We start from the raw sequence: 22,670 nt of genomic DNA on the forward strand, positions 1-22,670 counted from the left end.
CCGCACGGGAGTCCAAAACTTTCGCTGACTTGCTCAATTCTTGCGCGGCGATTGGCTCATTGTTACGGCACCATCAACCGTGCGTCAACGGCTCGTGACAGCGAAGGGCCGGCTCGCAGTGTGCGAGCCGGCCCTTGATGGACTGCGTCAGTGCTTGGCGGCACCTTCCGCGCCGGCGCCAGTGAGCGCGCGGACCGAGAGTTCGCTGTAGCGGGTCTCGCTCGACTTGTCCCGGCCGAGGTACGTGCCGAGTACGCCGAACAGGAAGCCCAACGGGATCGACACGATGCCCGGGTTCGACAGCGGGAACCAGTGGAAGTCCGAACCGGTGATCATCGACTTGTCGCCGTTGCCGGAGACGACCGGCGAGAAGACCACCAGGACGACGGCCGAGATCAGGCCGCCGTAGATGCTCCAGACGGCGCCCGAGGTGTTGAACCGCTTCCAGAACAGGTTGAACAGCAGCGCCGGCAGGTTCGCCGAGGCCGCGACCGCGAACGCCAGCGCGACCAGGAACGCGATGTTCAGCTTCTGCGCCGGGATCGCCAGCCCGATCGCGACCGCGCCGATCCCGATCGCCGCGAACCGCGCCACCCGCAATTCCTGCTTCTCGGTCGGCTTCTGCTTGGAGATGACGTTGGCGTACAGGTCGTGCGCGAACGACGACGCCGAGGTCAGCGTCAGCCCGGCCACCACCGCGAGGATGGTCGCGAAGGCCACCGCCGCGATCAGCGCGAGCAGGATCGCCCCACCGGTGGAGTCGGCTCCGCCGCCGACTGCTTCGGCCAGCAGCGGCGACGCAACATTGCCCTTCGACGCCTCGACCGCGGAACCCTTGGCGGTGTTCAGCAGTGCCGCGGCACCGAACCCGAGGGCCAGCGTCATGAGGTAGAACACACCGATCAGGCCGATCGCCCACTGCACCGACCGCCGCGCGGCCCGTGAGTCCGGCACGGTGTAGAAGCGGATCAGGATGTGCGGCAGACCCGCCGTACCGAGGACGAGCGCGAGGCCGAGCGACAGGAAGTCGATCTGGCCGGTGAGGTCCTTGCCGTAGAGCAGTCCGGGCTGCAGGAACGATTCGCCCTTGCCGGACTTCGAGGCGGCCGAGCCGAGCAGGTCGGAGATGTTGAAGTTGAACTTCAGCAGCACCAGGAACGTGATCACCACCGTGCCCGTCATCAGCAGCACGGCCTTGACGATCTGCACCCAGGTGGTGCCCTTCATGCCGCCGATCGTCACGTAGACGATCATCAGCGCGCCGACGAGCACGATCACGGCGGCCTTCAGGCCCTCGCTCTTCACGCCGAGCAGCAGCCCGACCAGCGAACCGGCGCCGACCATCTGGGCCAGCAGGTAGAAGATCGAGACCACGATCGTCGAGGTCGCGGCCGCCGTCCGGACGGGCTTCTGCTTCATCCGGAACGCGAGTTGGTCGGCCATCGTGAAGCGGCCCGAGTTCCGCAGCAGCTCGGCGACCAGCAGCAGCGCGACCAGCCAGGCCACGAGGAAGCCGATCGAGTACAGGAAGCCGTCGTACCCGTAGAGGGCGATCTGGCCGGAGATACCGAGGAACGACGCCGCGGACATGTAGTCGCCGGCCACCGCCAGGCCGTTCTGCGCGCCGCTGAACGAGCGGCCGCCGGCGTAGTAGTCGGCCGCGGTCTTGTTCTGCCGGGACGCCCACCAGGTGATGTACAGCGTCACGGCGACGACGGCGGTGAACAGCGAGATCGTCAGTGTCCGGTTGCCGGGTTCAGCGGCCAGCGGGACGAGAAGAACGTTCACCGGCGGCGCTCCCTCTTGTACTTGGCGTTCAGGCCGTGGGCCAGCGGATCGAGCTTGCGGTTGGCGAACCGGCCGTACAGGGCCGCGATCAAGAACGTCGACACGAACTGCAACAGGCCGAAGATCAGCGCGACGTTGATGTGGCTGCCACCCAGCCGGTGATCCATGAAACCGCGGGCCCAGTTGTTGCAGGCGACGTACGCCAGGTACCACGCCATGAAGGCGATCGTCCACGGTACGACGAAGTTCTTGTACCGCCGCTTCAGCTCTTTGAAGTCGGCTGCGTCGTGCACCGCCTCATAGGCGCGGGCGTCCCGCTCGCGCACCACTTCCTCGTCCATGCGTTCCCCTTCGGTGGACTAGAACAGGTGCACGTTAGCCCCTGGTTGCGCATTTGTGACCTACCGCAACCAAAACGTTCTAAAGGTGCGGTGCCACCGGGCCGTCGACCGTACGGCGATAGTTCGCGAACTCGCTGGGGTGGGCCCGGAAACAGTCGGTGAAGTACGGCATCCGCAACGCCTCCGGGGGCCGCGCGGTGTGCTCGTAGATCAGGTCGATCTGGTCCAGGACCTGGTCACGCCGGGTGTCCTTGAGTACGGCGACCCGCGAGTGCGACTGGGCCAGCTGCCGCAAGCCCGCCCGGTTCAGGTCGTGCCAGTGCCGGAACCGGGCGCTCTCCAGCAGCGTGAACAGGTTCGACTGCTCGATGACCTGCACCGGGTCGAAGCGGTCGGTCCCACCGAAGCCGTCACCCTGCATCACCTGGAAGAGCCGGCGGACCCACGGCACCACGGTGTCGGCGTTGTTCCAGAGCAGGCCGAGGACGCCGCCCGGGCGCAGCACCCGGGCGATCTCCGGCAGCGCGCGGGCGTGGTCGAACCAGTGGAAGGCCTGCCCGACGATCACCGCGTCTACCGAGGCGTGGGCGAGCGGGATCGACTCCGCAGCCCCGACCATCGTGTCGATCCCGGGCCGCCGGCGGCAGACCTCGAGCATCTCCTGCGACGGGTCGACGGCGATCACGTCGTGACCGAGTTCGGCGGCGACCGCGGCGAGCTTGCCGGTGCCGGCGCCCAGATCGAGCACCTGCAGGCCGCGACCCGGGCCCAGGATCCAGCTCAGCGCCTCGACCGGGAACGTCGGCCGGCCCGCGTCGTACGCCGCCGCGACGGCGCCGAACGACTTGGCCCGCGCGGCGTGCGCGCCGTTGTCCGGGGCAGCGGCGGAGTCCCCGGCCGGATCATTGGTGGTCATCACGGTAAATCATGCCGTAGCGGAGCGCTGGGAACCTGCTACTCGCCGAGTTTCTTCTGTTCGATGTGCGCGTTCAGCGCGGCCAGCTCCGGGTGCTCGTCCAGAATCGCGACCAGTTCGGCACAGCCGAGCCCGGTCCCGCCGAAGTCCTCGATCAGGGCATCGAGCAACTTCCAGTCGTCCGCGGTGTCCAGCGTGAGCCGGTACTGCGCTGCGCGGCCGGACGACGGAGCGCCGGACCACGGCAGGTTCAGCAGCCGCATCTCGCCGGACCGGTTCTGGTGCAGGTACGGCGTGACGTGCTCCCGGTCCGCCTTGAGCGTGGCGTTCGCCTCCGCGTCGTACAACCGGGCGGTGGAGAAGATCTCGAAGTCCATGCCCCGCGGATAGGTGCGCTCGAGACAGTTCGAGATGTAGAGGTCGAGATCGTTCTCGGCGCGCCAGCGATCGACGCCCGCGGCAACGATCTCGGGATCGATCAGCGGGCAGTCGGAGGTGACGCGGACGATGGCGTCCAGGTCGTGCTCGCGGGCGGCGCCGGCGAACCGGCTGAGCACGTCGTCCTCGCTGCCGCGGAAGACCGGGATGCCGTCCTCTTCGCAGACCTGGACGACCAGGTCGTCGTGGAGGTTCGTGGTGGTCGCGACGATCACCGGCAGGCCGGTGCGGCTCAGCCGGTCGAGGTGGTGCTCGAGATAGGAGCGCCCGGCAACGGCCAGCAGCACCTTGGCCGGCAGCCGTGTGCTGGTCACGCGAACCTGCGTGATGATGCCGATCTTCAGTGCTGGTGTCACGGGGTCCATCGGAACATCTCCCGAATTTCTGCGGGTCCGGCGACGTGGTCGACGCCCAGTTCGGTGTCGGTGAACTCACGGGCGACCGCCGGCGGGACGTACGGCTGGTCCATCTCCGGCCACAGCCGCTTGATCCGCGCCTGTCCGCCGAACGACGGGTGCTCGTTCTCCAGCACCATGGGATCACCGTAGACCCCCGCCCCCAGGCCGAGCGAGGCGCCGTACAGAACGGCGGAGCTGAGCCGGTTGGAGGCGACCCGTTCGTGCTTGCGGAGCTCGCGCAGTTGTTTCACCAAGAACTTGGCGTCGGTCTTTCGCCAGTGCAGGCCGCGGTAGCCGTGCGTGATGACCCGGAATCCGGCGTCCTTGTAGACGTTCCGGATCGCGGGCTTGTCGAACTCGTTCCAGTACAGGCAGACGGTCACCGGGCCGGTCTCGTGCTCGTTGATCGAGGCAACGATTCGGCCGTGGTCACCGAGTACGTGCTGGCCTTCCCAGCCGTGGAACGGGTAGAAGATGGTGCCCTTGGCCCGTTTCGACGGCGTCGCGAGTTCGGGATGGGTCTTCAGCAGGTACAGCCAGACCGAGCCGATCACCGAGTAGTTCCGCAGGCCGAGCGCGTGGCCGCGGCGGCGGACGCTGTCCGACCAGACGAACTTGGGCAGCCCGGGCGCGAAGTTCGTGCCGTGCGCGAAACCGTCGAGGATGTTCCAGCCGTGCTGCAGGTAGCCCCAGATCCGCGGTGGTTTCGGGAGTCCGGCGTACGTCGCCATGATGTTGGCGTGCCCGTAGAAGTGGTTGGCGTGGTGCATCAGCGCCGTACCTTCCGCAACACCCGCTTGAGGCGGCGGCGGATCACCCGTGCGGGATTGAGGACGGCGTGGCCGACGCGATAGGGGAGTGAGCGGCGGATGCCGCTGACCGTGCCCTCGAAGAGGATCGCGCGGGCGCTCGCGTGGGCGAGCTCGTCGGCGAGCCGGGCGACGGTGGTCAACTGCTCGGCGCTGCCGCGCGGGCGGACGACCTCGTCCGGGGTGAACTCCTGCTCCGGCACCGTGATCCCGGCCATCGCCGCGAGCCGTGCTGTCAACGCGTGCGGGTCGGCAGCAGCGGGCCATGGTTGCCGTGCGCCACTTTCCAGAGCTCGCCGCGCGAACCGCTGGAGGTGCTCCACAACATCCAGTTCCTGCGCCTCCCCGAACAGCCGGTACGACGTTCCGTCCAGGATCACGTTGTCGGGCGACCCCGCACCACGCGCACCCAGCCAGGCGACGTACGCCGGAATCACCCGCCGAAGCTCCGCCTGATCATCACAGCGCAGGGCCGTCAGAAGGTGCTCCTCCAGCAGGACGCCTTCGCCCGCCGGCACCACACCTGCAGGCAGTACGGCGGGTGCCTCCGCGCCGATCACGAAGTACCAAGCCGGCGCCAACTCGAAGGCAACTCCTGCTGCAGCCGCGTCCAGCACCAGGCGGTACGGGTCCAGCAACACCGGACCGTCGTTGCGCGAGGCAACTTCCCGCGCCGCGACGATTCCTGCGAACCCGTCAACTGTCGTGAGCGCGACATCTGCCCGCACCAGCGACGGGAAGACAGCAAAGGTCTGCAGGTCGGAGGTGTCGAGAGCGGAGAGGAGGGGCTTGAGACCTGCGGGCGCTCGGTCCGCGACGGCCCGGCTCCAGTCCTCGTCGCGCGGGAGCGCCGCCGTGATGTCCGGCTGAATCAACCGTTCGAATCCGAAGGAGTTCGTGGCGCCGAGGAGCAGTCGTCCACCCGGCCGGAGCCGCTCACGCAACCGATCCAGCGCCTGCACCCACGGGAAGCTCGCCGTATCGGGTCCGCCCAAACGCTCCAACCCGTCCAGCGCGACGATCACGTCGTACGTTTCATCCACTGCCCAACGATCGAGCGAGCCGCAGAAGACCTGCCCCTTGGCGTCGTCCAGTAGTTCGGCGAGTTCCTCCGCGTCGGGGGCCGAGCGGAGCAGGAGGTCGACCGACGTGACCTGCGCGACGGCAGCCGTGATCACGCCGGCACCGTGCGGGCCGGCGATCAGGACGGTGTCCTCAGGGTGGAGGGTGGCGGCCAGGAGTGCTGTGGCTGCGGGTCCGGCGGCCGCGGGACGGGCGTCGCCCGGGTGCAGGTCCGACCAGTTGAGCATCTCGCCGCCGATCAGATTCGACCGGGTCACATCAGTCACGTTAGCCAACCAAGTGCAGAAGGGTCTCGATCACCCGGTCGACGTCACTGTCGGTGAGGTCCGGGAAGAGGGGGAGGGAGAGTTCCTCGGCGTAGAAACGCTCGGCGTTCGGGCAGAGGCCGCGCTGGTAGCCCTGGTGGGCGAAGACCGGGTGCCAGTACACGGGGATGTAATTCACCTGTACGCCGATCCCCGCGGCGCGCATCGCCTCGAAGACCTCGCGTCGTCGGCCGCCGAGGACGCGGATCGGGTACAGGTGCCACATCGGGTCGACCCCGGCGCGCTGCACCGGCGTACGGAGTCCGTCGGCGTCGGAGAACGCCGCGTTGTAGCGGGCGGTGATCTCGGTCCGGCGGCGCTTGAACTCCCCGAGCCGGCGCAGTTGGGACAGCCCGAGCGCGGCGCCCAGGTCGGTCAGGCGGTAGTTCACGCCGTACTCGTGGACCTCCTGGTGCCACGGTCCTTCGTCCGTGATCTCGAAGCGCGAAGGGTCGCGGACCAGGCCGATGAAGTGGAACTCGTGGGCCCGTTGGGCGATTGCGGGGTCCTTGCAGACGACCGCGCCGCCCTCGCCGGTGGTCAGGTTCTTGGTCGGGAAGAACGACATCGTGGTGACGTCGGCGAGGTCGCCTACCGGGCGGCCTTCGGCTGAGCCGCCGACCGAGTGGGCCGCGTCGGCCAAAGTCCTCGCGCCGACTCGATCTGCCAGCGCCTGTAGTGCGGTGTAGTCGGCGGATTGGCCCGCGTAGTCGACTGCGCTGATGACCTTGGACCGGTCAGACAAAGAAGCTTCGACGGCGGCCGGGTCGATCAGGCCGGTGTCGTAGTCCACGTCCGCGAACACCATGCGAGCGCCGAGCATCGCGGCGCAGGAGGCGGTGGCCACGAAGGTCATGGGGGTGGTGACGACCTCGTCGCCCGGTCCGACGCCGAGAGCGGCGTACGCGATGTGCAGGGCCGCGGTGCCCGACGTACAGCTCACCGCCCGGTGTCCGCCGGCGAGCTCGGAGATCGCGTTCTCGAACGCGGTGACCGCGGGGCCGGTGGTCAGCCAGTCGCCGCGCAGTACGGCGGTGACCGCCTCGATGTCCTGCTCCGAGATCGACTGGCGCCCGTACGGAAGCACGTCAGGCGTCGCTCTCGAGGATCTTGCGGATCTCCTCGATCGAGTACCACTGGTCGTTGGTGTCCGACGCGTAGTGGAATCCGTCCGACACCGGCGTACCACCGGTCGGCGGCTGGTAGCCCCAGGTGGCGAGATCGGGCTGCAGGACGAAGCGGTCGCCGAGGGACAGCGCGCGGCGGCCTTCCTCCGGGCTGATCATCTCCTCGTGCAGCTTCTCGCCGGGGCGCAGGCCGACGTCGTGCATGGTCGCGCCGGGCGCGATCGCCTCGGCCAGGTCGGTCACCTTCATCGACGGGATCCGCGGCACGTACAGCTCGCCGCCGGTCATCAGGTCGAACGAGTCGACCACGAACTCGACCGCCTCCGGCAGCGTGATCAGGAACCGGGTGCAGCGCAGGTCGGTGATCGGCAGCGACTGGCCGGCCGCGTGCAGCGCGCGGAACTTCGGGATGATCGAGCCCCGGCTGCCCATCACGTTGCCGTACCGGACGACGCTGAAGCGGGTGTCGTACGCCGCCGCGTAGTGGTTCCCGTTGATGAACAGCTTGTCCGCGGTCAGCTTGGTCGCGCCGTACAGGTTGATCGGGCTGGACGCCTTGTCCGTGGACAGCGCCACGACCCGCTTCACGCCTGAGTCGATGGCCGCCTCGATGACGTTCTGCGACCCGATCACGTTGGTCTGGACGAACTCCCACGGGTTGTACTCACCGCTGTCCACCTGCTTCAGCGCGGCCGCGTGGACGACGTAGTCGACCCGGTGCATCGCCCGCAGCAACCGGGACCGGTCGCGGACGTCGCCGAGGAAGAACCGCAGCCGCGGGTCGTCGCCGAACGACTGGCGGACCTCCCACTGCTTCAGCTCGTCGCGGCTGAAGACGATGATCCGTCGCGGATCCAGGTGGTTCAGCGCGTGCCGTACGAACGTCCGGCCGAACGACCCGGTACCGCCGGTGACCAGGATGTCGGAGCCGGTAAGGATTGACACGCGAGCGGGACCCTTCTGACGGACAGTTCCGAACTGCACACACGCGGTGCGGACCTCGAAACAATAGCTGCCCCGTGAACGCCCAGCTCAATCCACCGTCTCAGCACAACGTGATCAAACGTACGCTGGGCCCGTGAAAAGGGTCGGGGTGCGCTGTGATGTGGGGCCGGCCCGGGGCATCGGTCACGTGATGCGGTGTCTGGCGCTGGCCGAGGAGGTACGTCGTCGCGACGTGGAGCTCGTCTTCGTCTGCGATGCGCGCACCGTGCCGTGGGCCGCGGAGCAGATCGCCACCCGGGGGATCGCCGTACAGCCCGCGGTCTGGAGACCGGCCGAGCACGTCGAGCTTGTCGACCGGTTGGAGCTCGACGCGCTGGTGTTCGACTCGTACGACCTGGACGCGGTCGTCTACTCAGCCGTCCGGGCGACCGGTCTGCCCACGCTGGCGATCGTCGACGGTGACTTCCGCGGCGCCGAGGCGGACGTGCTGGTGGACCAGAACCTCGCCGCCGAGCTCGACCACCCGCCGCTGCTACGCGACTCGATCCGGCTCGCCGGCCTGCCGTACGTGATGATCCGCGACGAGATCCTCGACCACCGTCCCGCCGCGCCGCCCATCGACCGTCAAAGCGCCGTACCGACGGTCTTCGCGTTCTTCGGCGGCACGGATGCCTTCGGCGCCGGTCCGTACGTCGCCCGCGCGCTGGCCGCGACCGGTCTGCCGTTCGACGCCACTGTGGTCGCACCCGGGTCGGATCTCGCCGCGAAGATCGCCGCCGTCGAGCTGCAACCGCACCAGCACCTCGACGTCATCGGGCCGACGGATCAGCTGGCGGCCCGTGTACGCGACGCTGATCTGACCATCAGTGCATCCGGTACGTCGACCTGGGAGCTGCTGTGTCTCGGGGCGACCGCGGGACTGGTGTGCGTGGTCGACAACCAGGAGATGGGCTACGAGCGCGCAATCGACACCGGCGCGGCGGCAGGGCTCGGCCTGTTGAGCGCGCTGCAGGCGGATCCGAACTCGGCGGTCCCGATGCTCAAGAGACTGCTCACCGATTCGGCCGAGCGTGGTCAGCTGGCGCGAGCTGGGTGGGAACTCGTCGACGGGCGCGGGCGTGAGCGAGTCGCCGACGCCCTGCTGCAGCTCATCTGAGTTCGTAGATCGTCGCGTCCAGCGTGGCGTGCCGCAGGCGGACGTAGTTGCGGAGCGCCGGTGACACGTACCCGGCCCGGTTGTCGGCGTACAGCCAGCGCACCCCGGCCTCCCGCAGGCGTTCGATCGCCGCCGGCGAGGGCGCCTTGAACGCGATGTCGTTGGCGGCGAGCTCCTCGCTGTTCCAGTACGGGATGAGGCTCGGGTTGCTGTCATTGGCGAGGGCGATCCGGTTCGCCTGGTTCGAGTACGACCAGCCCTCGATCAGCACCGGACGCTCGGAGAGTGCGGCGAGCCAGAAGTGCCGGCTGTCGCAGAGTCCGTCGCGTTCGATGATGCAGTGCGCGTTCGTCGCGATCAGCTCGCCCGGCGCGCTGTTGCGGCGCAGCCATTGCGCCGCGCCGGCCTCGGCTGCCGTCGCGCCGCCGCGGAACGGGCGGGCGAAGATCAGGTTCGATGCCTTGTCCGACACGAAGCCCTGCAACGGCACCAGGGCCGCGCCGATCATGCACGCCGCCACCGCACCGCCGAGCAAGGCAATGAAGAAGTTGCCCGGTCGCCGCGCCAGCTTCCAGATGACGGCCACCAGCACCGCGACAGCCGCCACCGCAGCGCCTGTCCACCCCCACGGGCCCTTGATGCCATGCAGATCGGCGGACTGCGAGCGCGCAACTGCGAGTGCCACCAGCCCGAGCAGCCCGGCTGCGCCGACGAGGACCACGGCCCGCCGGTCCCCGAGCCGCCCGACGAGATTCGCCAGCCCGACAGCCGCGAGTACGGCGATGACCGGGAAGGCTGTTCGCAGGAAGTACAGCTGACTGACTCCCGACTGGGTCGTCAGCAACGTGCCCAGCAAACCCGCGACAGCGACTCCGGCAAGGAACACCGCACCGGAGTCCCGCCACCTCCGGCCGAGGAAGAACAGCCCCGACGCGGCCAGCGCCCAGCTCAGCAGAGTCGTTGCCCCCGACAACAGTTGCGCGTGCGGGTTCGACACCAGCATCGGGTACGGCGCCAACTGGACGAACGTCTCGAACGGCTTGATCTCCGTCCCCCACGTACTCCCGCCGAAGATCGCGATCAACGCCGCCACGAACACCGTCAGCGAGAGCAGTCCACCGAGGAACGCCGGCCGTGTACTCCGCCGCGCCAGGCCCAGCTGCAGGAATGCGAACGCGAACCCCGCGCCGATCAACGGCAGGATCGTCGACTTCGCCCCGGCTGCGATCAGCGCGAGCAGCACCAGCAACACCCAGCGGCCGCGCGGCCTACCGTCAGCCCGCAGGAGGTCCACCGCCACCACGCAGAGCGCCAGCGCGATCAGGACCCCGAGGTTCTGCGTCGGACTCAGGTACGCCGCCACCGCGGTCGAGATCCCGCCCAGCCCGACGCCGGCCAACGGCTGCACGGCCCCACCGAGACCGGCGACGAACACCGCGAGCGGTCCGGCCCACGTGGCACCGGCCTCGGCAGTCGGGGCCAGCCGACTCGTGAGCGCGAACACCAGCCCGCACCCGGCGAGGAACAGCGGCAACCAACTCAGCGAATGGATCAGATCGGTCAGGTCGATCCGCGTCCCCCACTGCGTCGCGGCCGTCGCCTGGTGGAAGAACGTGTGGTACCTCATCGGCTCGCCACCGAGCCACAACGTCGAGATCGGTACGTCGTACTTCGCGCTGGCGGCGAGCGCCTGCTGGAAGGCGAGGTCGGGATACGCGCGCAGCGGATCGGTGTACGCCGGGAGGAACTGGCCCGGCCCGCGCCGGTACACGATCAGCAGCACGACCGCGGTCGACGCCGCGAGCAGCCAGGCCTGCAGCGGACGCAACGGACGCTCGACCCGCCGCCAGACCCGAGCCCGCGCGTCGCTGTCCACGAAGGCGATCACCAGAACGACGGGCGCCCACACCCACGACCACGCCTGCAGCCCGATCGACGCGCTGGCGAGGTAGACCAGAACCTGCCCGGCCGTACCCACCGCGAACCCGGCCGCGAGGTCCTCCACCAGGTTGCGCCGGTACCCGCCGATCAGTCGCCAGAGCGCGAACCCGGGCAGCGCCACCGCGACGCCGGTGAAGAGCACGAAGCGGACGACTTCGAAGACTGTCGCCTGCAGCGCGAGCAGCACGATCGCCAGCACCAGGACCGCGAGCCCGGCGACCAGACCGGAAAGGGAAGGCCCCGCAGTCCGCGGCCCCCGCCGCCTCGCCTTCGCGCGCATGTCGTAACACTAATGTGAAATCCGTCGCGCCACGAATGCAACGTGTCACTCCTTGTAAGGCCCGGGCGAGTAGGCGTAACCCTCATGCCTTAAGCTCTGCGCCCTATGAGTTGGTACGACGCCCTCGAAGCCGGTGAGTTGACCGTGCGTCCGTCCGTTGACGCGGCCAAGCGGTTCGGGGTGTCCATCGACCGGATGTCGGTGTCCGCCTCGGCCGGCACGCCGCTCGCCGAGGTGCTGTCCGCCGTCGAGAAGTCGACCGCGGACGTGATCGTGTTGCGCTACCCGGCGCGTGAGGCCACCTGGTTCGCCGCGCTGGCCGACGGGCCGCGTCAGGCATTGCTGGCCGACGCCGTCACCGGCTGGGCGCTGCCGGTCGGCAAGGGCCGGCGCCCCGCGCCGCTGGCCGGTTTCACCGCGCAGCTCGAGCCGGAGGTCGACGACGACCTGGTGGACGACCTGGTCGCGGACGTCTTCGGCGACTCCGGCAACCACTACTGCGCCAACCCGATGTTCGACCGGGCGCTCGCGCTGGCGGGGCGTCAGGAGTGGGCCCGGCGCCGGATCGCTGCGGCGGGCGCCGTCGTACTGCGGGGTCCGGATCGGCGGGTGCTCGCGCTGGCGGCCGTCGACGAGCAGCGGTCGTGGACCGAGATCCAGCTGGCCGGCGTCGTACCGGCCGAGCAGGGTCGCGGCAGGTACGGTCACCTGCTGGCCGCGATCGAGGACGTCTGCACGACGCGACGCCTGGTCGTCACCGCCCAGACCCATCAGATCGGCATCCAGCGGGTCTGGTCCCGTTACGGGTTCGAGCCCGTGCATAACCTCCTGACGGTTCACCTCGTTGCCGCTACGTAGATATTCGTAGCGACCGCGGAGGAGGGCCACCGGAGTGACCCCGCGGTTGAGCGTGGTGGTGCCCTTCTACGGCGTCGGCGAGTACCTCGGGGACTGCCTGGAATCGATCGCCCGGCAGGCCTGGTCCGACTTCGAGGCGATCCTCGTCGACGACGGTTCGCCCGATGACAGCGCTGTCGTCGCGAAGGAGTTCTGTGCCCGGGACTCCCGGTTCCGGCTGATCCAGCAGGACAACGCCGGCCCCGGTCCGGCCCGGGACGCTGGCATCCGCGAGGCCACCGGCGAGTACCTGGCGTTCGTCGACGGCGACGACCTGGTCTCGACGTACGGGTTCGCCGCGCTGGTCCGGACGCTGGACCGCACCGGTTCGGACATCGCCGGCGGCAACGCGCGGCGGTTCAACAACAGCTTCGGCGTACGGCCGTCGTGGCTGCACAAGCAGCCGTTCGCGCGGGTCCGGCACGCCACGCACGTCACCGAGTTCCCCGATCTGGTCCTGGACCGGATGCTCTGGAACAAGGTCTACCGCCGGTCGTTCTGGACCGAGTACGGCTACACGTTCCCCCCGATCCGGTACGAGGACTACCCGGTTGCGCTCAAGGCGCATCTGGACGCGGTGACCGTGGACACGATCACGCAGGCCGTCTACTACTGGCGCGAGCGTGAGTCCGGCGAGTCGATCACGCAGCAGAAGTTCCAGCTCGGCAACATCCGGGACCGGGTGACCTCGGCCGGGATGGTCCTCGACCTCGTCGAGGACGCCGTGCCGGTGGTCCGCCGGCGGACGCACGCGCATCTCGCGCAGATCGACGTACTGACGCTGGTGTCCGCGTTCGGCTCGGTCCCGAGCGAGGACGAGCAGGCCTTGGTGGATCTGTCCCGCGAGTTGCTCGACCGGCTCGACGAGGACGTTCTGGCCGCCACCCACCGGTACGACCGGATCCAGCACGCCGCCCTCCGGTCCGGCGACGTGGAGCTGCTCCGGCGGCTCGCGGACTTCCGGAACTCGGGCGGACTCCGCGGCGGAGCGCGCGCCGTACCGCGGCCGCGCCGGTCGCGACAGCTCGACTACAACTACCCGGGCCTCGGCGAGTCCGCCGTACCTCAGGCGCTTTACAAGCTCCGCGACCAGGACCTGACCCTCGCGACGAGCGTGCGCGAGGTGAGCTGGGTCGACGGCAAGCTGTCGGTCAAGGGCACCGCGGAGATCCGCCACCTGGAGACCTTGCGTACGTCGACCCTCGAGGTCGCACTGGCCGTCGGCAAGACGACGTACCCGTTGGAGGTACGTCGGTACGACGCGTTGGACCTGCACGGGGACAAGACGCTCGTCGGGTTCGAGGTGCTGCTGGACCAGGAGTTGCTCGGCGAGTGCACGGGTGCGCCGGCGCACTTCGAGGTGCGGATGCGGTCGGGGCGGCGGGAGCGGAAGGGCATGCTCGGCGGTCAGGGTCCCGGGAGTCCCGGCTGGCCGCCCGGTGCGTGGATCGACGAGCTGAACTGGATCCAGCCGGGGCCGGGGAAGTACGGCTGGTTCTCGCTGCGACGGCTGACGGACCCGTGCCGGTTGACCGCGGTCGAGCAGACGGCCGACGAGCTCGTGTTGCACGGGCGGGCCTCGTTCGACGAGCCGGAGTTGTATCTGAGCCGGCCGGTCGTCGGCGGCGAAGAAGAGGTTCCGTTGGAGATCGACGGGCGTGACTTCACTGCCCGCGTGCCGATCCAGGACATCCTCGCGGCCGCGAACCACGACGACCCGTTCGGCCAGCGGACGACCCGGGTGTTCCGGATGCGCGGGCCTGAGCGCCAGCAGCGCGTGCTGCTGTGGACCGCGAGCGACTCGGCGGTCTCGCGGGTCGTTGACGATCGGGTTGTCACGCTGACCCGCTCGACCGGCGGGTACGTGAACCTGCACGAGTCGCCGATCCGGACGACCGCTGTGTCGGCGGTTGTCGAGGGCAACCAGTTGACGGTGCGCGGATCGGAGGGTCGCGACGTCACGTTCGGCTGGCGGCGATACCTGGCCGACTCCGACGAGCATCTCGACGTCGAGTGCCGTCGTACCCTCACCGCCGACGGCTGGTCCGCGACGGTCGACGTGGACGCTTTGATCCCGGTGACCGCGGTGCAGGTCTCGGTCGATCCGCTGGCCGCGCTGGCCGACTGGATCCTGTTCGCCACCCCTCCTGACGGTGCGGCTCACGCCGTACAGTGCGAGCCGTTCCTGTGCAGCCGGTTGCCGTTGGCAATTACACATGGCACTCACGGGTCGCACGCGCTCGCTGTCCGACCCCATGCCGGCACTCTGCACGTCGAGGTGCGCTGATGCATCACCACAACCACTACTACGGTCAGACGCACATCCTGTCTCGCTACGCCGGGTTCGACTTCGACCATCCACCGCGGCTCCGGGGCTACCTGCAGCACGGCTGGAACATCGGTTGCGGCTGGAACCCGGTGCACGAGTTCTACGACGGCGCCTGGCGGTTCACCTGGAGCGATGCGCCGAAGCGGCGGGGGCACGCGCTCGGCCGGCGGAACTATCACAGCATCGGTGCGCCGTTCTTGTACCTGATGGAGCTCGAGCCGGAGAAAGAGGAGCCGGTCGAGCGCGAGGGCACCTTGTGGTTCCTCTTCCATGGGTGGGAGGGCGGCAAGATCCACGGCGACCACCAGCGGCTGATCGACGAGATCCGCGAGACCGAGCCCGGCCCGGTCACCTTTTCGTTGTATTACACGGAGTACGACCGGCCCGAGGTGCGCGGGTTTTACGAGGACGCGGGTTTCCGGGTCGTGTCGTTCGGGCGGCGTGGGTTCTCGTACGAAGGGACCGACCGGCGCTTTCTGTTCAAGCAGCTGGCCGAGCTGCGCAAGCACAAGCGGGTCGCGGCCAACCGGCTGTCGACCGCGATCTTCTACGGCGTCGCGGCCGGCTGTGAGCCGGCGGTGTACGGCGACCCCATGGAGATGGACGGCGAGAACCCGTTGTTCGGCGGCCAGAGCCGGATCGAGCGGCTGTGGCCGGAAATGCTCGGAAAGACCGTCGATCTCGAAGCGGCCCGGGCGACCACCGACCTCGAGCTCGGCAAACCCTGGATGATGCCGCCCGCGGAACTGCGAAGCCTGTTCGATTGGAGAGAGCGTGTCTGAGGTTCAGGTGGTGCGCGGCGAGATGCAGCCGTGGACCGATCACACGACGCCGCGGCCGGCGCTTGCCGCGCTACTGACCGACGTCGTACCCGCCAACCGGCGGACGCTGATCCTCGGGCCGCATGCCCCGCAGCTGATCGAGTCTGTGCTCGCGCACTCCGCGGACGTGACGATCCTGGTCCGCTCGGTCGCGGACGCGCAGCAGCTGGGCGAGGACTTCGGGCCGTGCCTGCAGGTGATCGCCGGTGCACTGGACGGTCTGCAGACCGAGCCGTACGACGTGATCATCGCGAGCGACGGACTCGATCGCGTGCTGGGGTACGACAGCGCGGACTTGTCGTGGACCGCTCGTCTGACCGCGCTCGCCGCGTTGGCCGCTCCGGACGCGGTCGTCGTACTGGGGCTGGAAAACGAGTTCTCGCTGCTCAACCTGCTGGACAGCCGCCCTGCGGACGAACGCCACGGCGACGACGAGTGGCGCCCGCTCCACGACGATCCGACCCGGCCGGTCTCGGTCGACCAGCTCAAGTCCGCGCTCCCGTGGGCCTCCGAGGTGTACGCCGACTTCGGTTCGCGGACCTTCGTCCGGGCCGACGTTGCGGCAACCGCTCGCCCCGGCGAACTGCCCACCCGCCTGGCCGGCGCTGCACTCGAGTCGGTCGACGTACCGCTGTTGTCGCCCGCAGCCGAGGGCGTGGACACCGCCGCCCGAGCCGGACTCCTTGCCTCGATCCCGACAGGCTGGCTGGCAATCACCGGCGCTGGCGTCACCCACGACGTGTACGCCCAATCGGCCCAAGCAGTCCTCACCGCCGACCAAAACCTCACCGGCTGGGACACGACCGTCACAGGCGACCCCAACCCAACAACCACGCTCGCCTTCGACCCTTCGGTTGTCCCGAGCGCGATCCCCGCGGGTGTGTCGGTTGAGAGTGTGCTGTTCCGGCTCGCGTCCGCCGAGGACGTGCCCGGTTTCCGCAAACTGGCCGCCGACCTGGGTGAGTGGGTGACCACCTCTCGGATCATCGTCCGCTGGGACGACGTGATCTACGACGGCGACTCCTTCGCGTACGGCGTCTCGGGCTGGGTAGCCGAGGACCCCATCGAGAAAGAGAACCTGCTGGCCGCCGCCTGGGCGCGATTCCACGATCGCCTGATCGGACAGCACCGCCGACACCCCTGGCCGCCGTGGATGCTGGGCGACGACCTCGTCTCCGCCTGGCTCGGCATGTCCGGCGTCGAGGCACCGGAGCCGACCCAGGCCACGAGCCCCGACACCCTCCCCGCCACCACCGAACAAGTTGCCCGCGGCAAAGAGCTCGCCGCTGCGCTGGACGTCGTACTGGAGACGAGCACCACCACTGTCGACGTACGCACGACCCTCGCCGAAGCCGAAGAGGCCAAGCAGGAGCTGTTCGAGTTGAAGGGCCACGTCTACGGCCTCGAACGCACACTCGGCTTCCGCAACAAGGCGATGAAGACCCGCGAGAACCGCATCCGCGAACTCCGCGGACAGCTCCAGCGGCTGACCACGGCCCACGAGCGGATCCGCGGATCCCGCACGTACGCCGTCTCGCGGGTGATCTTCCACGCAGCCCAGGTCCGCAAGCCGAAGGTCGTCGCCCGCAAGCTCGCCCGCCGGATCAGACAGCGGTGAGCACACCGCGCCCTCCTGCACGACTCAGCGTGGTAGTGCCGTTCTACAACGTGGGGGCCTATATCGGGGACTGCCTGGACTCGATCGCGCGGCAGACCTTCGGCGATTTCGAGGCGATCCTGGTCGACGACGGTTCGCCGGACGACAGTGCCGTGATCGCGAAGGAGTTCTGCGTCCGCGACTCGCGGTTCCGGATCGTGGAGCAGCAGAACGCGGGCCTCGGACCGGCGCGCAACACCGGTGTCGAGCACGCGTCGGGGGAGTACATCACGTTCGTCGACAGCGACGACCTGGTCACCCGGCACGGGTTCGGGATGCTGGTCCGGTCGCTCGACCGGACCGGTTCGGACTTCGCCGGCGGCAACGCGCGACGGTTCAACAACAGTTACGGCGTACGGCCGTCGTGGTTGCATGCACAGGCATTCACGGCCGATCGGCTGGCCACGCACATCTCCGAGACGCCGCAGCTGGTGCTGGACCGGATGGTGTGGAACAAGGTGTACCGGCGGTCGTTCTGGGACGAGTACGGCTACCGGTTCCCGGCGATCCGGTACGAGGACTATCCGGTCACGCTGAAGGCGCACCTCGACGCGGTCACCGTCGACACCCTCGCGGCACCGGTGTACTTCTGGCGCGAGCGCGAGTCGGGGGACTCGATCACCCAGCAGAAGTTCCAGCTCGCGAACATCCGCGACCGGGTCGTCTCGGCCGGTCTGGTGCTCGACGAGATCGAGGACGCGCCGCCGACGATCCGGCACCGGGTACATGCGCACTTCCGGCAGATCGACCTGCACGCGATCCTCTCGGCCTTCGGCACCGTCCCGCCGGAGGAGGAGCAGCACCTGGTCGAGCTCACCACCGAGCTCCTCGACCGGCTGGACGAGGCTGTGCTGGCGAACTCGCCACGCCTCGCTCAACTCCAGTTCGCGGCCCTGCGCGCGGGCGATCTCGAACTGCTCCACAAGGTCGCGCTCGACCCGGACGCGGCCCAGGAACACCTCGAACTCACCAAGAACGACCTGACGATGGCGACCAGCGTGCGCGAGGTGACCTGGATCGACGGCGCGCTGTCGGTCCGTGGCACCGCCGAGATCCGACACCTGCAGTCGAAGCCGTCGAACCTCCGCATCGACCTGGTGATCGCGGGCAAGAACTACCGGCTTCCGGTACGGCGCCATCCGGCGACCGACCTTCGCGGCGAGGAAAGCATGGTGGGGTTCGAGGTTCGCGTCAGTCGCGAGCTGCTCGCCAGATGCACAGCCGGCCCGTCGCACTTCGACGTACGGCTGCGGGTCGGTGGGGTCCGGCGGCGGGACCTGTTGCGCGGGCAGAAGGCCGGCAGCCCGGGGTGGCCGCCGGGAGCGTGGATCGACGGTACGAACTGGATCCAGCCTGGTCCGGGCAAGGACGGGGCGTTCGCGGTACGGCGGTTGTCGGATCCGTGCCGGTTGACGTCGGTCGAGCAGACCCCCGATGCACTGGTGCTGCACGGGCGATCGACGTTCGACGAGCCGTCGTTGTTCGTGAGCCGGCCGTTGTCGGGTGGTGAGGAACAGGTACCGCTCGAGGTGCGTGGCCGGGACTTCACCGCGTGGTTGCCGATCGGACCGATCCTCGCGGAGATCAATCCGGACGACCCGTTCAGTCAACGGACGACGCGTGCGTTCCGGGTCCGTGGGCCGGAAGGGCAGGAGCAGGTGCTGCTGTGGACGGCGGGCGATCGGCTGATCTCACACGCCGAGGGTGGGCGTGCGGTGATGCTGACCCGGTCGACCGGCGGGTACGTGAACCTGCACGAGTCCCCGATCCGGATGACCGCCACCGCTGCGGTTGCTGCGGGCAACATGTTGGTGGTGCGCGGGCCGGACTGGGGTGAAGTGGACTTCAGCTGGCGGCGGTACCTGCCGGATTCCGACGACCACGTGGACGTCGCGTGCCGACGTACCGTCTCGGACGACGGCTGGGCCGCGGTGGTGGAGATGGCGGCGTTGGAGCCGGCGGAGTGGATCCTGTTCGCCACCGCCCCGGACGGCACATCCCACGCAGTCCAGTGCGAACCGTTCCTCTCCAGCCGTCTCCCCCTGATCGCCAACCGAGCCGGCCGAACCCTCGCCATACGCCCCCTTGCCGGCACGCTGCACCTCGAGGTCACCTAGTCCAGCCAGCATCCGCTGGGTGGGCCAGGCAATTTGGTGGGTGGGCCAGGAAAATTGGGGGTTTAGTACCTGTAATCAGGGTGTGGAACCCCGCATTTGGCTGGCTCACCCAGCAAATGGGGCGCGGGACCCGGCCTGGCAGGTGGAGGCGGGGCAGGTGGAGGCGGGGCAGGTGGAGGCGGGGCAGGTGGAGGTTGGGGGGCTCGGGGCGGTTGGCGGGTCAGCGGCGGGCGATCATTAGTTGGTGGGTGACTGGCCAGTCGATGGGGTCGCCGTCGGGGGTGGTGATGGAGGCGACTGGGGTGATGCGGTTGTCGACGACCCAGTCGTTGCGCCAGGCGGTCGAGGACGGGTCGATGGTGAAGCCGGCGCGTTCGGCGACGGCGGTCCAGCCGGCGAAGTTCAGGCCGCAGAACTGTTCGTGGGTCTCGCTCAGCCAGTTGTCGACGTAGTCCTTCCGAGTGAGGAAGTCCATCGCGTCGGCGAGCCGCAGCACCAGTCCGTCGGCGCGGACGTCGTACCCGAACGGCACTTTCGCGTTCCGCCGGAAATCGTGGGCGAACTGGAAGAAGCGCGCCCGCGTCGACAGCTTGCCGACGTACGACGCGGGGTCGTCCAGGGACTCGAGCTCCGTGATGTCGTCCGGGTTCTCGCCGTCGCTGTCGGCCAGCCGCAGTACGACGGGTCGGTCGGGCTCGTCGGGGCCGCAGACGTCGGAGTTGATCCAGACACCGTTCGGAGCCGTGTGCGCGTAGAGCGCGTCGGCGAACCGCTGGACCGTATCGGGCCGCGAACCGTCGGCGTACGACCAGATCTCATGGGTGAGCGCGAGCGTCAGCGTGGTGTCGATCGAGCGCGCCGGGAAGACCGCGGATCCGAGCATGTTGCGCTGGTAGAAGTAGACGTTCGGGTTGCTGAAGAGGCCCTGTTCCTTCTTGTGCTCGCATTCGGCGAACAGGTGCCGCGCGACCTCCACGCCGATCAGATCCGACTCGTGGAAACGTGGGTCGCGGTCGACGAGTTGCAGGGTCGCACCAGTCGCGCAACCGATGTCGAGGATCCGTCCCGGATGCACGAAGTCCTTGATCTGCAGCCATTTCCGGTCCGCGGCGGTCTCGAACGCGTCGGCGTACGTCTTGTAGTCGCGGGTCGTGGTCAGTCCGCCGTCGTCACCGACCACCGGGTCGTTCACGCAGCGCGCGACGTGCGCGTCCAGGGCGTACCTCTCGAACACGTCCACGGTCGCCGGGTGCGTGAGCTCCTTCCACTGCTCGTTGCCTGCAGCAATCATCAGCAGCACGTCCCACGGCCGCGTCGTACCCTCGGGCTCGACGCCGATCACGGAGTACCCGAGCTGCTCGTACAGCTTGCTCACCTCGGGCGTCGAGCACGCCACGACCGTGTTCTCCGGCGTCAACCGCACAAGATCGTCGGTACCGGCCTCGATCGCCTTCACCGTCACCTCGGCGAACTCGTCCGTCGGCGGCGTATCGACCACCCCGACCACCAGCGACCGGATCCCCTCCGCCACACTGAACCGCTCGATCGCCGCCTCCCGCCGATCAAACGCCACCGGATTCCGCTTGGTCGTCCGATGATTAGCCGACGTCACCGCCCACACCACGGTCCGGTCCGCAAACTGCTTGAGAAACTGACCCTGAAACCGGGTCAGCACATGATGCCGCCCAGGGAACAGCAGGTACATCAGAGCAGGTCCCAGGTGAGAGGGGTGCCGGCCTTGGCGTCGGTGCGGAAGGGGCGGCCTTCGACCTGGGTGAACAGGTCGGGAGCCAGGCCGCCGGCGGGGCGGATGGAGCGGACGTTTTCGAAGGTGATGAGGTCGCCGGCGCGGACGTCCTGGGTGACGAAGAGGGAGCGGCGGAAGCGGAGGACGTTCTGTTCTGCTTGTTTCGGGCCGATGACCGGTTCGCCGAGCGACAGTTGGGCGACGCGCGTGCTCTCGACGAGCAGTTCCAGCTCCCAAGGTTCGAGCGAGAACGCCGAGTCGACGCCGCCGTCGACGCGCTTCAGCGTCACGTGCTTCTCGATCACCGTCGCACCGAGCGCGACCGCGGCCACCGCTGCGCCGATCCCCATCGTGTGATCGGACAGGCCGACCTGTACGCCGAGGGCGTCGCGAAGGACCGGGATGCCGCGCAGATTGGACTGCTCAGGTGGCGCCGGGTAACTCGCCGTACACGACAGCACGATGATCTGCTCGTTACCGGTCGACCGGGCCGCGCGCACCGCGGCGTCGATGTCGGTGAGGGTCGCCGACCCGGTGGAGATGATGATCGGCTTCCCGGTCTCCGCCATGCCGCGGACCAGTGGGAGGTCGCCGATCTCGTTCGACGCGACCTTGTACGCCGGGACGTCGAGCTTCTCCAGGAAGTCGATCGCGGTGCTGTCGAACGCGGACGAGAACGCGACCAGGCCGAGGGACTTCGCGAGCTCGAAGATCGGCTCGTGCCAGGCCCACGGCGTGTGCGCCTCCTCGTACAGGTCGTAGAGCCGCGCCTCGCTCCACAGCTCGTGCTCCGCCGGCAGCCGGAACGCCGGTAGGTCGAGGTCGAGCGTCATCGTGGCCGCCGTGTACGTCTGCAGCTTCAATGCCTGCGCACCGGACTCGGCGACCGCGCGGACGATGTCCAGCGCCCGCTCCAGGTCGCCGTTGTGGTTCCCGGACATCTCCGCGATGACGAACGGCTGGTGGTCCGGCCCGACGTTGACGCCGCCGATCTCGATGGTGCTCATACTTTCCCCTGGGTTCTACGGTCCTGCTTGCGCAGGCTGATCGGAATCACGGTGATCTCGCGTCCGCCGGCGTACAGCGTCTCCGGCGTGCCTTCGGCGAACCGGAACCGCCGGTTCATCTGCCGGACCACGGTGTTGTGTTCGAGGACCTCGCCGGTGAGCACCTCGAGGCCGAGTTCGTCGAACGCGTACGCCGTGGCCTCGCGCATGATCTCGATCCACGCCGGCAGCGTCTCGCCGCGCTCCGCGAGCCCGTCCGCGTCGAGGAAGAACCCCCACGCGCCGGTGGTCCCGTCGAGGTCGAAGAAGTTCACCACCCCGGCGATGCCGTCCCGCTCGTAGATCAGCACCCGGCGGCTGGGATCGGCCGAGGTCTTCGCCCACCACGCCGCGTGCTCGTCGGCGGTGATCTCGTGTGAGGTGATGCTGACGTCACGGTTCGCCTGCTGATTTCGCAACCGCCGGATCGTGTCGACATCGTCTTCGGTCGCGGCGCGCAGCATGCTCTTAACCTAGCGCCTTCTCTTGAGGTGCCTTGATGTGTAAACATCTTTCGACTTCACCTTGA

Annotated in this window: 18 protein-coding genes; 6 read left to right on the forward strand and 12 right to left on the reverse strand. The window is 68.5% G+C overall.

The genetic code is table 11. The annotated features are described in order from the left end of the window. Positions 1–147: 147 nt before the first annotated feature. From EV649_RS30195 to pseB, 8 genes are all read right to left on the reverse strand, one after another. A complete protein-coding gene (locus tag EV649_RS30195) occupies positions 148–1,788 on the reverse strand; it encodes a cation acetate symporter (RefSeq protein WP_130386991.1) in 1,641 nt (546 codons plus the stop codon). Next, positions 1,785–2,129 (reverse strand): DUF485 domain-containing protein, encoded by a 345-nt coding sequence (locus EV649_RS30200; RefSeq protein ID WP_130386992.1) that lies wholly within the window; start codon positions 2,127–2,129, stop codon positions 1,785–1,787. The genes EV649_RS30195 and EV649_RS30200 overlap by 4 nt, the downstream gene beginning before the upstream one ends. Before the next feature lie 79 nt (positions 2,130–2,208). Continuing rightward, positions 2,209–3,045 carry a class I SAM-dependent methyltransferase gene (locus tag EV649_RS30205; RefSeq protein ID WP_130386993.1) on the reverse strand — a complete coding sequence of 279 codons (837 nt, stop codon included), beginning with the start codon at positions 3,043–3,045 and terminating at the stop codon, positions 2,209–2,211. 38 nt (positions 3,046–3,083) lie between these two features. After that, the gene (locus EV649_RS30210) at positions 3,084–3,839 is read right to left on the reverse strand and encodes a glycosyltransferase family protein (RefSeq protein WP_241998820.1); all 756 of its coding nucleotides are present in this window, start codon (positions 3,837–3,839) and stop codon (positions 3,084–3,086) included. Then, positions 3,836–4,651: a hypothetical protein gene (locus EV649_RS30215; RefSeq protein WP_130386994.1), complete on the reverse strand. Its 816-nt coding sequence runs from the start codon at positions 4,649–4,651 to the stop codon at positions 3,836–3,838. The genes EV649_RS30210 and EV649_RS30215 overlap by 4 nt, the downstream gene beginning before the upstream one ends. Continuing rightward, a complete protein-coding gene (locus EV649_RS30220; RefSeq protein WP_241998822.1) occupies positions 4,651–6,030 on the reverse strand; it encodes a class I SAM-dependent methyltransferase in 1,380 nt (459 codons plus the stop codon). Before EV649_RS30220 ends, EV649_RS30215 begins: the two co-directional genes overlap by 1 nt. Positions 6,031–6,040: 10 nt before the next feature. Then, positions 6,041–7,165, reverse strand: a complete 1,125-nt coding sequence (gene pseC / locus EV649_RS30225) for a UDP-4-amino-4,6-dideoxy-N-acetyl-beta-L-altrosamine transaminase (RefSeq protein WP_130386995.1) — start codon at positions 7,163–7,165, stop codon at positions 6,041–6,043. 1 nt (position 7,166) lies between these two features. Further along, positions 7,167–8,150, reverse strand: a complete 984-nt coding sequence (pseB, locus tag EV649_RS30230; RefSeq protein ID WP_130386996.1) for a UDP-N-acetylglucosamine 4,6-dehydratase (inverting) — start codon at positions 8,148–8,150, stop codon at positions 7,167–7,169. Between the two features lie 133 nt (positions 8,151–8,283). Here pseB and EV649_RS30235 point away from each other — a divergent pair, with 133 nt between their 5' ends. Beyond that, complete coding sequence (locus EV649_RS30235) at positions 8,284–9,306, forward strand: spore coat protein (RefSeq protein WP_130386997.1); 1,023 nt, start codon at positions 8,284–8,286, stop codon at positions 9,304–9,306. Here the strand turns inward: EV649_RS30235 and EV649_RS30240 are convergent. After that, positions 9,299–11,527, reverse strand: coding sequence for a hypothetical protein (locus EV649_RS30240; RefSeq protein WP_130386998.1), 2,229 nt, complete (start codon positions 11,525–11,527; stop codon positions 9,299–9,301). The two genes, EV649_RS30235 and EV649_RS30240, sit on opposite strands and share 8 nt — an antisense overlap. 105 nt (positions 11,528–11,632) lie before the next feature. Here EV649_RS30240 and EV649_RS30245 point away from each other — a divergent pair, with 105 nt between their 5' ends. From EV649_RS30245 to EV649_RS30260, 5 genes are read left to right on the forward strand one after another with little or no spacing between them, the layout of a single operon-like run. Further along, the gene (locus EV649_RS30245; protein ID WP_130386999.1) at positions 11,633–12,385 is read left to right on the forward strand and encodes an N-acetyltransferase; all 753 of its coding nucleotides are present in this window, start codon (positions 11,633–11,635) and stop codon (positions 12,383–12,385) included. 34 nt (positions 12,386–12,419) lie between these two features. Continuing rightward, positions 12,420–14,711 carry a glycosyltransferase gene (locus EV649_RS30250; RefSeq protein ID WP_130387000.1) on the forward strand — a complete coding sequence of 764 codons (2,292 nt, stop codon included), beginning with the start codon at positions 12,420–12,422 and terminating at the stop codon, positions 14,709–14,711. Next, the gene (locus EV649_RS30255) at positions 14,711–15,535 is read left to right on the forward strand and encodes a hypothetical protein (protein ID WP_130387001.1); all 825 of its coding nucleotides are present in this window, start codon (positions 14,711–14,713) and stop codon (positions 15,533–15,535) included. The genes EV649_RS30250 and EV649_RS30255 overlap by 1 nt, the downstream gene beginning before the upstream one ends. After that, on the forward strand, positions 15,528–17,192 hold the full coding sequence (locus tag EV649_RS41295) for a hypothetical protein (RefSeq protein WP_198682765.1): 1,665 nt from the start codon (positions 15,528–15,530) through the stop codon (positions 17,190–17,192). Before EV649_RS30255 ends, EV649_RS41295 begins: the two co-directional genes overlap by 8 nt. Next, positions 17,189–19,348, forward strand: a complete 2,160-nt coding sequence (locus tag EV649_RS30260; RefSeq protein ID WP_198682766.1) for a glycosyltransferase family 2 protein — start codon at positions 17,189–17,191, stop codon at positions 19,346–19,348. Before EV649_RS41295 ends, EV649_RS30260 begins: the two co-directional genes overlap by 4 nt. Before the next feature lie 220 nt (positions 19,349–19,568). On the opposite strand, the gene EV649_RS30270 is transcribed toward EV649_RS30260, so the two are convergent. From EV649_RS30270 to EV649_RS30280, 3 genes are all read right to left on the reverse strand, one after another. Continuing rightward, positions 19,569–20,921 carry a class I SAM-dependent methyltransferase gene (locus EV649_RS30270; RefSeq protein WP_241998824.1) on the reverse strand — a complete coding sequence of 451 codons (1,353 nt, stop codon included), beginning with the start codon at positions 20,919–20,921 and terminating at the stop codon, positions 19,569–19,571. Positions 20,922–21,052: 131 nt separating this feature from the next. Continuing rightward, on the reverse strand, positions 21,053–22,102 hold the full coding sequence (gene pseI, locus EV649_RS30275; RefSeq protein WP_130387004.1) for a pseudaminic acid synthase: 1,050 nt from the start codon (positions 22,100–22,102) through the stop codon (positions 21,053–21,055). Next, positions 22,099–22,605 carry a GNAT family N-acetyltransferase gene (locus EV649_RS30280; protein WP_130387005.1) on the reverse strand — a complete coding sequence of 169 codons (507 nt, stop codon included), beginning with the start codon at positions 22,603–22,605 and terminating at the stop codon, positions 22,099–22,101. The genes pseI and EV649_RS30280 overlap by 4 nt, the downstream gene beginning before the upstream one ends. Positions 22,606–22,670 lie beyond the last annotated feature (65 nt).

The organism is Kribbella sp. VKM Ac-2569, from assembly GCF_004216905.1.
Lineage (GTDB): Bacteria > Actinomycetota > Actinomycetes > Propionibacteriales > Kribbellaceae > Kribbella.